Source organism: Paraburkholderia eburnea (genome assembly GCF_002917095.1).
In the GTDB taxonomy this organism is placed as follows: Bacteria; Pseudomonadota; Gammaproteobacteria; order Burkholderiales; family Burkholderiaceae; genus Paraburkholderia; species Paraburkholderia eburnea.
In genome coordinates this window covers 163,009-175,933 of the sequence record NZ_PQGA01000001.1, presented here as the reverse complement: position 1 = coordinate 175,933, position 12,925 = coordinate 163,009, and the positions used below count along the sequence as shown (strand labels likewise).

The window sequence follows — 12,925 nt, the reverse complement described above, 5'->3', positions numbered from 1 at the left end:
CTGAGCAGGCTGCGCCCATGTTGCGGCGCTTGCCTGCAAGCGATGTAAATCGCACCACTCTGCAGTCTGCGCGCCGACGTTTCCCGGCACGCCTTGCGCCTCGTGCATACGGCGGCGCATGGCGTTGCAGGCCACGGCGCGCGCTGGTACGTGGCTTGCAATCCGCTCGTTAAACCCCTTCGAGGAGCGAGCGATGCCCAGCTGCAAGCAATCCGATCCGTTCCGCGTGAAGCCCTGGCTCGCGCACACTCCGCAGCCCGACGATCCCCCGCCTGACCAGCCCGGCACGCCCGACGCGCCGCCGGTCGGCGATCCGCCGCCGCAGCCTGGCGAGGTGCCGCGCTCGATCGATCCGCGCTTTTATCCGGCGATGCGGGGCGGCTGCCTGTCTCGCGCCTGATGAACAGGCCTTTTATGTACTAGTTACAAACGCGTGGCCATATTTACCGGCAATTTCACACGGCGATTCCTAGACTATAAAAACGCCCTCGCCGTGTGACGGCCTGAATGCAGGAGGCATCGACATGAGACATCCCGCTTTGCGCCGGTCCGCGCGTCACTCGGGCAAGCGTGGCCCGCGCGACGCAGAACAGAAGGTCGGCAATCCTGCCGATTCCGGTGGTTACGGCGGTGCCGCTTCCGCTGTTTCTGCCGCTCCGTCGAACGGCGTCCCTCCCGATCCCGCGAACCAGAATCGCCCAGCGCCCGGCGTGCCGCCCGATGGCGAGCACAACCAGGGCGGCGCGCGCGCCGAAGGGATCGACTATCAGCGCGATCTCGGCTCCGAGCAGGACGCGTGATTTCATCACTGCGCTGTGGCCCGTGCAGCGCATCGAAGCCTGCCGTTATTTGCGACGCGATCGAACCGGTTTTCGCCGGCTCTCGCGAGGTTTTGCTTGCGCGATCACTGTGTCAAAACCGGCGCACAAGGTCCATCAGGCCAATCAGGCTCCGGATCGAGGCGGCGAGGCACGCATCTTGCGTGATAGTGCAGAGCACCGTCCCCGGACCCAACGAAACAGGAGGTATAGCCGCAATGGGCAGACTGATCGTGGTATCGAATCGCGTTGCACCGACCCAGGAAGGGCGTCCCGCCGCTGGCGGCCTCGCGGTCGGCGTGCTGGATGCGCTCAAGGAAACCGGTGGCGTATGGTTTGGATGGAGCGGCGAGACCGTCGCGGAACCCGCCGGGCCGACCATCGAACAGCAGGGCAGCGTCACCTACGCGACGGTCGGTCTGACCCGCCGTGATTACGACCAGTACTACAAAGGCTTCTCGAATACGACGCTCTGGCCGACGTTCCACTACCGCAACGACCTCGCGCGCTACGAGCGCCAGGAATACGGCGGTTATCTGCGCGTGAACGTCACGCTCGCGCGCCAGCTAAAGCCGCTGATCCAGCCCGACGACATCATCTGGGTCCACGACTATCACCTGATTCCGTTCGCGCGCTGCCTGCGCGATCTCGGCGTGAAAAATCCGATTGGCTTTTTCCTGCACATTCCGCTGCCGGTGCCGGAAGTCCTGCGCTCCGTGCCGCCGCACGAAGAGCTGATGAAGTTCATGTGCAACTACGACGTGGTCGGTTTCCAGACCGATGCCGATCGCCAGGCGTTCCTCGATTACGTCGAGCGCGGCGGTCACGGCACGTCGAGCGACGACGGCATGGTGCACGCGTGGGATCGCTTCCTGAAAGTGGGGGCGTACCCGATCGGCATCTATCCCGATGCGATCGAGAAGGCCGCGACGCAATTCACCGACCGCAAGCCCGTGCGCAGCCTGCGCGACGCGATGCGCGGTCGCAAGCTCATCATGAGCGTGGACCGTCTCGACTATTCGAAGGGTCTCGCCGAGCGTTTCCAGGCCTTCGAGCGCATGTTGCAGAACGGACCGGGCTGGCATGGGCGCGTCTCGCTGCTGCAGATCGCGCCGCCGACGCGCTCCGACGTGCAAACGTATCAGACGATTCGCCGCAATCTCGAAGGCGAGGCCGGGCGCATCAACGGGCGCTTCGCCCAGCTCGACTGGACGCCGATCCAGTATCTGAATCGCAAGTACGAGCGCAATCTGCTGATGGCGCTGTTCCGCCAGGCGCAGGTCGGTTATGTGGCGCCGCTGCGTGACGGCATGAATCTGGTTGCGAAGGAATACGTGGCTTCGCAGAATCCCGAAGATCCGGGCGTACTGGTGCTCTCGCAATTCGCGGGCGCCGCCGATGATTTGCCGGGCGCACTGGTTGTGAATCCTTACGATCTGAACCAGACCGCCGAAGCGCTGGAACGCGCGCTGTCGATGCCGCATGCGGAGCGTCAGTCGCGCTACGAAGACATGATGGCTTCGCTGCGCGAGAACAATCTTTCGGTGTGGCGCGATACCTTCCTGGCCGATCTGCGCAGTGTGGCCACGGCGGCTTCGGTGACGGAAAGGGCGCGCAGCGCCGCGCCCGCCGCGAAGGCGCAGCCTCCTCAGTCGCAGCCACAACCGCAATCGCAACCCGATCAGGCGGCGAGCACGGCCAGCAAGGCGAGTTGAGCGCCGGTTGACCGGGCGCCTGTCGCGCACACGATTCACCCCACGGCGACTTTCGGGTCGCCGTTTTTATTGCGGTTGCCGCCAACCCGGCGCTGCGTCAGGCTCGTTGCACGCCGGCGTCGGCGTACGGGTGCGGCGGCTGCGTCGGATCGAAATCCGCCCAGTGGCCCCAATGCCATTGGCCCGTGGCGCGCTCGACCTCGTCGGCGCCCGCTTCGCGCAGCACCTCGGCGGCCAGCGCCTGATTTTCCGCGCTCACATGCACCGTGAGGAGGACGCCCGACTGACGCATTTCGTGATGCACGCGCGCCTCGTGTTCGGCGGCCCGTTGCCAGCCGCCGCCAATGCGTGCGCCGATCCACGCGCCCACACCTGCGGCGATCAGGACCGAAGGCAAGGACGCGGACAGCAGTGCACCGAACAGCGCGACGCCTACGACCGCGCCTGCCACCGCGCCTGCGGTAAGGTTGCGCGTGCGATGCGACGGCGCGGCGGCGAGCGCAACGGGATGGGGCGTATGACGCGCGTGCTGTCCGCGCGGATTGACGAAAAAGAGGTTGACGTCTTCTTCGACGAAGCCGCGCGAGAACAGCTTTTCGGCGACGGATTCGGCGGCGGGAAAGGTCGTGAACCGGCCAGCGACGATCAGAGACATGGGAATCCCCCTCCACGAAGGTTGACTCGCCAGAAGAACAGGACTGCGGCGCGTGGTGCGCCGTAAGTCCATGGTAGTGCGTGCGAAGCGTAAAAACGAGGCGGCCCGCATCAGCCGATGGGGTGGCTGACGGGGTGGCCGACGGGGTGGCTGATGGAGCGGCCGACGGAAATTACCCGCGCGCCTGCGCAGCGCGGCCGGGCACGAGCCGCATCATGCTCACGACGGCCGCAGCGGCCGCGAACGCCGTCGCCACTGCGAGCGCGACGGTCGGCCCGCGCTGCGGCGCAACGCCGAAGATCAGCGCGACGATGGCCGCGCCGAGCGTCTGTCCCGTGAGCCGCGCGGTACCCAACATGCCGCTCGCGCCGCCGCTGCGCTCGCGCGGCGCGGACGACAGAATCTGCCGGTTGTTCGGCGACTGGAAGATGCCAAAGCCCACCCCGCACAGCGCCATGCGCCAGGCGATCTGCATGTCGGTGGGGTGCGCGTGCAGCATCGCGAGCGACAGCAGGCCGAGCGCGAACAGCGCCAGCCCGACGCCGCCCAGGATGCCTGCCGGATAGCGGTCGGAGAGCCAGCCCGAGACCGGCGCGGCGACGATGATGACGAGCGGCCACGGCGTCATCAGCAGACCGGTTTCGACCTGCGAGAAGCCGTAGACGTCCTGGAGCATGAACGGCAGCGCGACGAAGGCCAGCATTTGCGCGCAGAACGAGCAGACCGAGGTGCTGATCGACAGCGCGAAGAGCGGATTCGCCAGCAGATCGACGGGCAAGAGCGGCGCGGGCTGGTTGAGCTGGCGGCGCACGAAGAACCAGCCGATGACGATCGCGCCCGCGAATTCGAGGCCGATCAAGGCGTGGTTTTCACCGTGGCCGAGGCCATCGACGGCGAAGATCAGCAGTCCGAACACCAGTGCGTTGAAGAGCGCGCTCAGATAATCGTAGGGCGCCGGATGCCGCTCGTTGGTGGGCAGTGCGCGCAGGCCCAGCGTGAACGCGGCGACGCCGATCGGCACGTTGATCGCAAAGAGCCACGGCCACGACGCGACCGACAGCACGCCCGACGCGAGCGTCGGCCCGATCGCCGAGGCGATGGCCACCACCATCGCGTTGATGGCGACGCCGCGCCCGAGCTTCGCGCGCGGATAGATCATGCGCACGAGCGCGGTGTTCACGCTCATGACGCCCGCGCCGCCGAGGCCCTGCACCATGCGCGCGATAGCCAGCGCCGGCAGCGAGGTCGCGAGCGCGCAGCCCAGCGACGCCACCGTGAAGAGCGCGAGGCCCCACAGATAGACGCGCCGGTAGCCGATGCGGTCGCCGAGCGACGAGAGCGGCAGCAGTGCGATCGTGACGGAGAGCTGATACGCGTTGACGATCCAGATCGAGTTCGCGGCGCTCGCGTGCAGATGGCGCGCGATGGTCGGCAGGGCGACGTTGGCGATCGCGCTGTCGAGCACGGCGAGCGTGATGCCGAGGGCGACGACGAGAATCGCGTAATAGCGTTGCGGGAAGGGCAGACCGCTTTCGGGATCGTTCGGATCGCCGGATAACGCGGCGGTAGTGGATTCAGGAGCGGTGTATGACGTGCGTGTGGGCATTGATGGGGGCGGCAGCGCGCGTCTCCTTGCTCGCTGCCCTATGGGCCGGTTCAAAAGGTTGTTGTGACGCGCGGCGCCAGGGTGCCGCGCGAGCAGCGTCGGGACTTATTTGAGTTCGTAAAGCCCGACGTAAGTGGTCGAATCCAGCTCGTTCAGATGGGTCATGAAGCGCGCGACCGCGTTGGTGGTCTCGGGCGTGACGGGCAGTTGCGGCGCCTTGAGCGCGTGAATGCGGAAGATATAGCGATGCGGCTTGTCACCGCGCGGCGGCGCGGCGCCGCCGAAGCCCACCGTGCCGTAGTCGTTGCGCACCTGCAGGGCGCCGGGCGGCAGCAAACTGCCGTCGGCCTTGTCCGCATTGCGCGCAAGCGCCCGCACATCAGCGCCGATATTCACGACCACCCAATGCCAGAAACCGCTGCCGGTGGGCGCGTCCGGATCGTAGACGGTCAGGGCGAAACTTTGCGTGTCGGCAGGCGGCGCGTCCCATTGAAGCGCTGGCGAGAGATTGTCGCCTTCGACGCCGAAGGCCCGATCGTCGAATTCCTGTGCCTTCGGCATGAAGCCGTTACTCGGAAAATCGTCGGACCAGAGTCGGAAATCAGCCATCGCTTGCCTCCTTTCTCGTGAGTTCTGACAGGAATAAGCCGTGCGCCGGTCAAGCGTCTGGCGCGGGTTATCCAATCGAGTTTAGCACCGCGTTAAGTCGTGTCTGGACCGGCGATCACGGCGTTTCCTGCTGTGCCGCGCGCGCCTCGAACCAGCTCTGCGTATCGTCCTGAAGCCAGGCGGCGAGCCGATCGACGACGGCTTGCGGGTCCTGCGAAGCACCGCGCAGCGCGCATTCCCAGATCACGGCGACACGCCAGCCCAGCGCCGCGAGTGCGGCAAGCGCGCGGGCGTCGTTCGTGCGGTTGCGGCCGATCTTGGCGCGCCAGAACTCGGGCCGCGTGGCCGGCCACTTGAAGAGCGCACAGTTGTGGCCGTGCCAGAAGCAGCCGTGCACCAGCACCACGGCGCGGTAGCGCGGCAACACGATATCGGGGCGCCCGGGCAGTTCGCGCACGTCGAGCCGGAAGCGAAAGCCGCGGCGATGCAGCAGGCTGCGGATCAGCACTTCGGGCTTCGTGTTGCGCCCGCGTATGCCGGACATCATCCGGCTGCGGGTCGCGCTGTCGACGACGTCGACCATGAGCCGTCAGGCGGCCAGTGCCGCTTCGTCCGTGGACGTCTGGGCTGCTTTGGCTGCGCTCGCGCGGCGGCGCCGCTGGGTCATCGCCGCCCCGGTCTTCGCTTTCGCGGCGGCCGGCTCGCGCGCGAGCGCGGCGTCCAGGTGCGGCATCATCGCGCGCGCCACTTCGCGCATCACCGGCATCACCACGCTGTTGCCGAACTGACGGTACGCCTGGGTATCGCTCACGGTAATGCGGAAGGTGTCGGGAAAGCCCATCAGACGCGCGCACTCGCGCGGCGTGAGGCGGCGCGGGCGCAGCCCTTCGCCCTGATGGACGAGGATTTCGCTGCCGTCCTTGTGATAACGCGCCGACAGCGTGCGCGTGACGCTATGCGGGAACGCGAGGCCATAGCCGAAGCCATTGCCCGCCGCCCGATGCTTCTCGGCGTATTGCTGAAGGTAAGCCCAGAGCTTGGGCGTGAGCGTGTATTTCGGCTGCACGCGGCGCGCGGAGTGGTCGAAGAACCGTTCGCCGTCCCACGGCAGGAGCGGCTCGCTGCCGTCGGTGCGATGCAGGACCGAGGCGAGACGCGGGCCTTCCTCGGGCAGACTGAGCGCGTCCCAGGTGAACGGCGTCGGCTCGCGAAAGCCGACGATGATGATGCGCTCACGATGCTGGGGCGTGAAATGACGCCCGTCGATCACGCGGTAGTGCACGTCGTAGCCCAGTTCGTCGCGCAAAACCTGCAGGATCACGTCGAAGGTGCGGCCGTGATCGTGCGAGAGCAGGTTCTTGACGTTCTCCAGCAGGAAGGCGGCGGGCCGCTTTTCGGCGATGATGCGCGCGACGTCGAAGAACAGCGTGCCTTGCGTGGTGCATTCGAAACCATGCGGCCGGCCAAGCGCGTTCTTCTTGGAGACGCCCGCGATCGAGAAAGGCTGGCACGGGAAGCCCGCGAGCAGTACGTCGTGGTCGGGCACCCCGGCGGCGGGGAATTCGACGATATCGCCCACGTAGGCGTGGCCCTCGCCATCCTTCGGGCCGTAGTTTTCCAGATAGGTTTTCTTCGAGAACGCGTTCCACTCGCTCGTCATCACGCAGGCGCCGCCGTGCGCCTCGAAGCCCATGCGGATGCCGCCGATGCCGGCGAACAGATCGACGAAGCGAAAGCGCGCGGGCGCAGCCGGGCCGGACGTCGTGGCGCTAGCGGGCTCGGTGCTGCGCAGCAGTTCGCGCAGCGCGGCGTCGAGCATGGCGGGGCATGGCGTTTCGCCTTTTTCCCAACGGCGCACGGTCTTGACGTCCTTGCCGACGTGGGTGGCGATCTGCTGCTGCGTGAAGCGCTGACGTGCCTGCGCAAGCAGGTCTCGCGCAAGATCTCGCGAATGGGCCGGGTGCACGAAGTCCTCTCTGGGTATTTTGGCGGACATTATGACCGATGCCTGACCCGCGACACCAGGAATTCCGGGCGTGATCGTGCAGAACGGGCATAAGCGCAGCCCGCGCGGGCGAACCAGAGCGAGGGACTAACGTGAAACCTGGACGTGAAACGCGGACGTGAAACTAGTGGTTCGCGACCTGAGCGGCGGCCTGCTTCGCCACGCGCGCGGCCATCGAGGCGGTGCTCAGCTCGTGCAGGTCGATCTGCACCAGCAGGCTGTCGATGTCGGCAAGCTGGCCTTTATTGATGTGGCCAGTGTCGAGCAGCCGGTGCAGGCGCGCGCGCCAGTAATTCGCGGAGAGGATCGGCCCGCCGAGATCGCCCGCGAGGGAGAGCGGCATGACGCGACGGATGTGGGCAATGTCCTGATCGATCAGATTCGACATCAGGTAGCCGGGCGGGAGGGGACGGGGCGTGTCCATGTATGGAGATTACGACAGCTCCGACCCTAACTTTAATGGAATTGCGCCCCACGTTTACCCTGGGCCGTCAACCGGGCCGATAGAGCCATGTGATTCAACGCAGAGTTTGCCGCCTGGGTTCAGCCCAGCAACAGCATCGTCAGCGACGAATAGACGACGGCGGCGAGCGCGGCGATAAGCGCAAAAACGTAGGGCGAGGTCATGGCGTGGGTCTCCGACGGTCTCCGGCGATGTTTCGCCGGGGTCCCGGCTTGCTGGAAACCAGCGTAGGCGATGCGCGTGCGCGTGAAGGTTAACAATTGACAAACCTTGGCGGGCTGGCGGCCGCAACCGCCGCGCGCAGTTGCCCACGCCCCGCTGGCTTACTCCGCCGGCGTGGCGGGTGCGGGCGCCGGGCCTTGCGCGGCGCCTTCCAGAAAGCGGCGGGTCGCCTCGAACGACTGCAGCATCTGCTCGGGCCAGGGCGTTTGCAGCATCACGGCCTGATGGTTTTCGAACGCCGAGGACAGCAGCTTGATCAGTTCCGGCGAGCTCAGATGGCGCAGCAGCACGCTCACGGCGATCGCGGTGGCCTGGCTCGCGCCGGCCGTTTGCAGTTCGGAATGGGTGAGGGCGGCGACTTGCTTGTTGATGTCCATGGTGGATCTGCCTGGAAAGAGGGCGCTGCGGCGCGCGTGGGTTCAGGCGCAACTCGAACTCGAACGGCAGTTCAGGCGCCAAACGCGTGCCGCGCAGCACTGAAAAAGGGAAAGTGGAAACTGGAATGGCCGCGCCAGGTGCATCGTGGGCGACGGCTGAAACGAGCGGGGAAAGATGGGCGCGGACGCAAAAGCCGGCGCATCTGGTCCCCCTGGCAGGAATCGAACCTGCATCTAGCGCTTAGGAGGCACTTGTTCTATCCATTGAACTACAGGGAGCGCTCAGTACGCCGCGGGGCGCGCAAGCCCCGACTCCGTCCAGCTGCCATGTTTCCCAAGTCACCCGTCATGGCGCGGAGTCTACGCGAGGACGTTGCCCGCGCAGGCGCAAGAGTATAGCAAAGCCGATGCGGCTGGAAAATGGCGCGTGGCTCTTCGCGCTCGCGACAGGCTGTCCGGAGTCCTAGAACTCGACCACGGCGAATTCGGCCTTGCCCACGTCGCACAGCGGGCAGCGCCAGTCTTGCGGAATGTCCGCGAAGCGCGTGCCTGCCGCGATGCCTTCGTCCGGCAACCCTTCTTCTTCGTTATAGATCCAGCCGCAGATCAGACAAACCCAGCTCTTGTACTCGATAACTTCGCTCACAACACACCTTTGTTTATTGCAATTCGCGGCGAAGGGCCGCGGAAAACCCCTTATATGGCCCCGATTAGCCGGGGCGCGGGCGAGCCGCGATGTTACCGGAAAACGGCGAGCACACCTTTCGCCGGACGTTTCCATGCGGTTTTCATACCGCTTGAATCGGTATGCCAGGCGTGCGGCGTCACGTCATCGCCGCGGTGTATGCTTGGCCGCGAGCGCGATGGCAAAGACATCGGCAAACCCATCGGCAACCCTCCGCAACCCTCCATTCACAGGAGCGAACAATGATGAAAAACACCTGGCTGGCCGGTATGACCTTCGCGGTGTGCCTTGCCGCAAACGGCTTCGCGAGCACTGTCGCACATGCCGAGGGCGTGTACTTCATCGAGCCGAAGGACGGCGCGACCGTGAGCAATCCGGTGCACGTGAAATTCGGCGTCGATGGCATGACGGTCGCGCCCGCCGGCACCGTCACGCCCAACACGGGGCACCATCATCTGCTGATCGACGGGCAGCCGCTGTCGCAAGGCCAGGTCGTGCCGGTCAACGACAAATCGATTCACTACGGCAAAGGCCAGACCGAAGCCGATATCACGTTGCCGCCGGGCGATCACACGCTCACGGCGCAGTTCGCGAACGGCGCGCACCAGTCCTACGGCCCCGATTGGAGCCAGACGATCACGGTGCACGTGAAGTAACCAGGTGAAGTAACGCGTCCGCTTCGCCCGTCACGCGGCGTTACGCGCAGGCCCGGCTCCCGAGCGAGCCGGGCCTGCCGCATCCAGGTCCGGCACGCCCGGTACAATACGCGCTTGCTCTCCAACGCAGGCCACGGTCCCATCCATGTCGCTTTACTCCATCACCGGCGCGCAACTCGCGTTCGGCCACGTCGCGCTGCTCGATCACGCTGACTTTTCGCTCGAAGCCGGCGAGCGCGTCGGGCTGATCGGCCGTAACGGCGCGGGCAAGTCGTCGCTGCTCACGATCGTCGCGGATCTCGCCCGGCCCGACGACGGCCTCGTCACCCGCCAGCAGGACCTCACGACCGTCTATGTGCCGCAGGAGCCGGATTTCGACACCGACGCCAGCGTGTTCGACACGGTCGCCTCGGGTCTCGCGCAAGTGCGCGCGCTGTTCGACGAGTACGACTCGGTCGCGCACCAACTCGCGGAAACGCCCGAAGGCGCCGAACACGACGCGCTGCTCGCGCGCATGAACACGCTGCAATCGTCGCTCGATCATGCCGACGGCTGGAACTGGCGCACGCGCGTCGCCACGACGCTCGCGCAGATCGGTCTGGAAGGCGAGGCGCGCGTGGGCGCGCTCTCGGGCGGCATGCAAAAGCGCGTGGCGCTGGCGCGCGCGCTCGTCCTGCAGCCCGACGTGCTGCTGCTCGACGAGCCGACCAACCACCTCGACTTCGACGGCATCCGCTGGCTTGAAGAGCTGCTGGTCTCGCAGCGTTCGAGCCTGCTTTTCATCACCCACGATCGGGCGTTTCTCGATCGCGTGGCTACGCGCATCGTCGAACTCGATCGCGGCAAGCTGCTCTCGTATCCGGGCAACTTCTCGCAGTACCAGGAGCGCAAGGCGCAGCAGCTCGAAGTCGAGCGCGTGGAAAACGAGAAGTTCGACAAACTGCTCGCGCAGGAAGAAGTGTGGATCCGCAAGGGCGTGGAAGCGCGCCGCACGCGCAGCGTCGGGCGCATCGCGCGCCTCGTGCAGATGCGCAACGACCGCGCCGAGCGCCGCAACGTGCAGGGCAACGTGAAGCTCGACGTCGCGCAGGGCGAGAAGTCGGGCAAGATCGTCGCGGAACTCACGGACGTCGTGAAGCGCTACGGCGGCCGCACGATCGTCGACCGCTTCACGGGCACGGTCATGCGCGGCGACAAGATCGGCTTTGTCGGGCCGAACGGCGCGGGCAAGACCACGCTGCTCAAGCTGATCCTGGGCGAATTGAAGCCCGATGAAGGCTCGGTGCGCGTGGGCACCAATCTGCAGGTCGCGTACTTCGACCAGATGCGCGCGCAGCTCGACCTCGAAAAGACCCTCGCCGATACCATCAGCCCTGGCAGCGACTGGGTCGAGATCAACGGCGCGAAGAAGCACGTCATGAGCTATCTGGGCGACTTCCTGTTCGCGCCCGAGCGCGCGCGCTCGCCCGTGAAGTCGCTCTCGGGCGGCGAGCGCAACCGTCTGCTGCTCGCGCGCCTGTTCGCGCGCCCGGCGAACGTGCTGGTGCTCGACGAGCCGACCAACGACCTCGACATCCCGACGCTCGAACTGCTCGAAGAACTGCTCGCCGACTACGACGGCACCGTGTTGCTGGTGTCGCACGATCGCGCGTTCCTCGACAACGTGGTGACGTCGGTGATCGCGTCCGAGGGCGAGGGGCGCTGGCGCGAATACGTCGGCGGTTTTACCGACTGGCAGACGCAGAGCACGCGCTCGCAGGAAATCGCCGATGCGCGTGCGCCGAAGGACGCCGTACCGGCTGCTACCGCGCCGAAGGACAGCGCGGCGGGCCGCAACGCGCAGCGCAGCGTGAAGCTGTCGTTCAAGGAGCAGCGCGAGCTGGAGGAACTGCCCAAACGGATCGAGGCGCTGGAGACGGAGCAGAAGACCATCGGTGCGCAGATCGAGGACGGCTCGATCTTCGCGAAAGACGGGAAGGAAGCCACGCGGCTGACCGAACGCTATGGGCAGATCGACGAGGAATTGCTCGTCGCGCTGGAGCGCTGGGAAGAGCTTGAGGCGAAGCGCAAGTGATGTGAAGCAAGCGAAAGCGGCCTGACGAAGGCCGCTTTTTTATTTAGACGTCAACGGCAAGAGCTTGCGCACCAGATCGGGAACCCAGGTCTGTGCGGTGCTCCAGACAATGCTTGTGTCGACGGAAAAATACGCGTGCGAGATGCGATTGCGCATGCCATACATCGCTTCCCAAGGTATTTCCGGGTGCGTGGAGGTGAACGCTGGATCGCCGCGCATGATATTGCGCGCCGCTTCGCCGATGATTTCGAGGTTCCGTGCGACGGCGTCGATAGCCATCGGTGTTGCCTCAAAGCTTTCCTGCGAAAGCGGTGCGAGGTAACTACGGATGCGCTCGGCAGCGTCGAGCATATGTTGCAGATAATCCGGCGTGCGCAGATCTTCCTTTCTCATACTGGCACCGAGTCCGCGACGACACGAGCGCGGAACTTTTCCGGTAGCGCTTTCGGTGTCAGCACATCGACCGGCACGCCCAGCAGCGCTTCCAGCTGCAACTGGATTTGCGCGAGATCGATAAATGTCGTTTCCGGCGTCGGATCAACCAGCAGATCGAGATCGCTATCCTCATCGTCCTCGTCCCGCGCCGACGAGCCGAACACGCGTACATTCGTCGCGTGATGGCTCGCGACGATTTCACGAATTTCCGCGCGATGCGCGCGCAAAGCTTCGGATGGTTTCACGACGGCTCCAGGCTTTCCCAGTATTCCCGCAAACGTTGCAACGAACAGGCCGTTAAATTAACCGATAAAGACACCACGGCAATCCGCTGCAAACCCCCTGCCACAAGCGGCCCATTCTACGCGAGTCGCGTCTTGCGCCGCCCCTCGGCCGAACGGCCGACCCTCATGCAAATTGCCGCGCGGTCCCAAATCAGTACAATACCTCGCGAATACGGCTGACCGGGCTGGCGCGCCGCGCCTGGCGCTTTGGCGAGCAGCCCGCCCACGCCATTGTTTCGTCACGGTTTTTTTGAACACTCAACGCGTTTTCCCCGCAGATGTCCACAGCCTCTGTGGACAAGCGCGCGGACAACTCCCTGC

General features: G+C 65.5%; 15 protein-coding genes, 1 tRNA gene and 1 pseudogene. 5 read left to right on the top strand and 12 right to left on the bottom strand.

Translation table 11 applies throughout. The features are described 5' to 3' along the window. Window positions 1-193: 193 nt before the first annotated feature. The 3 genes and pseudogenes from B0G62_RS00845 to otsA all read left to right on the top strand — a co-directional run. Window positions 194-400 carry a hypothetical protein gene (locus B0G62_RS00845; RefSeq protein ID WP_103701621.1) on the top strand — a complete coding sequence of 69 codons (207 nt, stop codon included), beginning with the start codon at window positions 194-196 and terminating at the stop codon, window positions 398-400. Between the two features lie 124 nt (window positions 401-524). Continuing rightward, the gene (locus B0G62_RS00840) at window positions 525-800 is read left to right on the top strand and encodes a hypothetical protein (protein WP_103701619.1); all 276 of its coding nucleotides are present in this window, start codon (window positions 525-527) and stop codon (window positions 798-800) included. A 236-nt stretch (window positions 801-1,036) separates the two neighbouring features. Continuing rightward, window positions 1,037-2,431: pseudogene (otsA, locus tag B0G62_RS00835) on the top strand (alpha,alpha-trehalose-phosphate synthase (UDP-forming)); the annotation flags it as partial. A 199-nt stretch (window positions 2,432-2,630) separates the two neighbouring features. Here otsA and B0G62_RS00830 read toward each other — a convergent pair. The 10 genes from B0G62_RS00830 to B0G62_RS00790 form a co-directional block, all read right to left on the bottom strand. Further along, window positions 2,631-3,188 (bottom strand): hypothetical protein, encoded by a 558-nt coding sequence (locus B0G62_RS00830; RefSeq protein ID WP_103701615.1) that lies wholly within the window; start codon window positions 3,186-3,188, stop codon window positions 2,631-2,633. A gap of 172 nt (window positions 3,189-3,360) precedes the next feature. Next, window positions 3,361-4,794, bottom strand: a complete 1,434-nt coding sequence (locus tag B0G62_RS00825) for an MFS transporter (protein WP_103701613.1) — start codon at window positions 4,792-4,794, stop codon at window positions 3,361-3,363. Window positions 4,795-4,899: 105 nt separating this feature from the next. Then, window positions 4,900-5,403 (bottom strand): YbhB/YbcL family Raf kinase inhibitor-like protein, encoded by a 504-nt coding sequence (locus B0G62_RS00820; RefSeq protein ID WP_103701611.1) that lies wholly within the window; start codon window positions 5,401-5,403, stop codon window positions 4,900-4,902. A 115-nt stretch (window positions 5,404-5,518) separates the two neighbouring features. Then, window positions 5,519-5,986 carry a very short patch repair endonuclease gene (locus tag B0G62_RS00815; protein WP_103701610.1) on the bottom strand — a complete coding sequence of 156 codons (468 nt, stop codon included), beginning with the start codon at window positions 5,984-5,986 and terminating at the stop codon, window positions 5,519-5,521. A gap of 6 nt (window positions 5,987-5,992) precedes the next feature. Beyond that, window positions 5,993-7,399, bottom strand: a complete 1,407-nt coding sequence (gene dcm, locus B0G62_RS00810; protein WP_103701608.1) for a DNA (cytosine-5-)-methyltransferase — start codon at window positions 7,397-7,399, stop codon at window positions 5,993-5,995. A gap of 133 nt (window positions 7,400-7,532) precedes the next feature. After that, complete coding sequence (locus B0G62_RS00805) at window positions 7,533-7,832, bottom strand: hypothetical protein (RefSeq protein ID WP_227473325.1); 300 nt, start codon at window positions 7,830-7,832, stop codon at window positions 7,533-7,535. A gap of 119 nt (window positions 7,833-7,951) precedes the next feature. Then, complete coding sequence (locus B0G62_RS31040; protein ID WP_146055187.1) at window positions 7,952-8,131, bottom strand: hypothetical protein; 180 nt, start codon at window positions 8,129-8,131, stop codon at window positions 7,952-7,954. A 63-nt stretch (window positions 8,132-8,194) separates the two neighbouring features. Then, window positions 8,195-8,470, bottom strand: a complete 276-nt coding sequence (locus B0G62_RS00800) for a hypothetical protein (RefSeq protein ID WP_103701604.1) — start codon at window positions 8,468-8,470, stop codon at window positions 8,195-8,197. A gap of 204 nt (window positions 8,471-8,674) precedes the next feature. Then, a tRNA-Arg gene (locus tag B0G62_RS00795) sits at window positions 8,675-8,749 on the bottom strand. 184 nt (window positions 8,750-8,933) lie between these two features. After that, window positions 8,934-9,116: a rubredoxin gene (locus B0G62_RS00790; protein ID WP_103701603.1), complete on the bottom strand. Its 183-nt coding sequence runs from the start codon at window positions 9,114-9,116 to the stop codon at window positions 8,934-8,936. 281 nt (window positions 9,117-9,397) lie between these two features. Between B0G62_RS00790 and B0G62_RS00785 the strand changes: the two genes are divergently transcribed. Together B0G62_RS00785 and B0G62_RS00780 are read left to right on the top strand one after the other, a co-directional pair. Continuing rightward, entirely contained in the window at window positions 9,398-9,811 is a 414-nt protein-coding gene (locus B0G62_RS00785; RefSeq protein ID WP_103701601.1) for a DUF4399 domain-containing protein, read from the top strand. A 145-nt stretch (window positions 9,812-9,956) separates the two neighbouring features. Beyond that, on the top strand, window positions 9,957-11,885 hold the full coding sequence (locus B0G62_RS00780; protein WP_103701599.1) for an ATP-binding cassette domain-containing protein: 1,929 nt from the start codon (window positions 9,957-9,959) through the stop codon (window positions 11,883-11,885). Window positions 11,886-11,924: 39 nt separating this feature from the next. Here the strand turns inward: B0G62_RS00780 and B0G62_RS00775 are convergent, their stop codons facing one another. Beyond that, window positions 11,925-12,278: a HepT-like ribonuclease domain-containing protein gene (locus tag B0G62_RS00775; protein ID WP_103701597.1), complete on the bottom strand. Its 354-nt coding sequence runs from the start codon at window positions 12,276-12,278 to the stop codon at window positions 11,925-11,927. Continuing rightward, on the bottom strand, window positions 12,275-12,565 hold the full coding sequence (locus tag B0G62_RS00770) for a nucleotidyltransferase family protein (protein ID WP_103701595.1): 291 nt from the start codon (window positions 12,563-12,565) through the stop codon (window positions 12,275-12,277). The genes B0G62_RS00775 and B0G62_RS00770 overlap by 4 nt, the downstream gene beginning before the upstream one ends. Between the last annotated feature and the right edge of the window lie 360 nt (window positions 12,566-12,925).

Excerpts from the sequence above, each read along its gene's own strand:
- B0G62_RS00845 (WP_103701621.1), top strand. The coding sequence starts at position 194 with ATGCCCAGCTGCAAGCAATCCGATCCGTTCCGCGTGAAGCCCTGGCTC.
- B0G62_RS00840 (WP_103701619.1), top strand. The coding sequence starts at position 525 with ATGAGACATCCCGCTTTGCGCCGGTCCGCGCGTCACTCGGGCAAGCGT.
- B0G62_RS00830 (WP_103701615.1), bottom strand. The coding sequence starts at position 3,188 with ATGTCTCTGATCGTCGCTGGCCGGTTCACGACCTTTCCCGCCGCCGAA.
- B0G62_RS00825 (WP_103701613.1), bottom strand. The coding sequence starts at position 4,794 with ATGCCCACACGCACGTCATACACCGCTCCTGAATCCACTACCGCCGCG.
- B0G62_RS00820 (WP_103701611.1), bottom strand. The coding sequence starts at position 5,403 with ATGGCTGATTTCCGACTCTGGTCCGACGATTTTCCGAGTAACGGCTTC.
- B0G62_RS00815 (WP_103701610.1), bottom strand. The coding sequence starts at position 5,986 with ATGGTCGACGTCGTCGACAGCGCGACCCGCAGCCGGATGATGTCCGGC.
- dcm (WP_103701608.1), bottom strand. The coding sequence starts at position 7,399 with ATGTCCGCCAAAATACCCAGAGAGGACTTCGTGCACCCGGCCCATTCG.
- B0G62_RS00805 (WP_227473325.1), bottom strand. The coding sequence starts at position 7,832 with ATGGACACGCCCCGTCCCCTCCCGCCCGGCTACCTGATGTCGAATCTG.
- B0G62_RS00800 (WP_103701604.1), bottom strand. The coding sequence starts at position 8,470 with ATGGACATCAACAAGCAAGTCGCCGCCCTCACCCATTCCGAACTGCAA.
- B0G62_RS00785 (WP_103701601.1), top strand. The coding sequence starts at position 9,398 with ATGATGAAAAACACCTGGCTGGCCGGTATGACCTTCGCGGTGTGCCTT.
- B0G62_RS00780 (WP_103701599.1), top strand. The coding sequence starts at position 9,957 with ATGTCGCTTTACTCCATCACCGGCGCGCAACTCGCGTTCGGCCACGTC.
- B0G62_RS00775 (WP_103701597.1), bottom strand. The coding sequence starts at position 12,278 with ATGAGAAAGGAAGATCTGCGCACGCCGGATTATCTGCAACATATGCTC.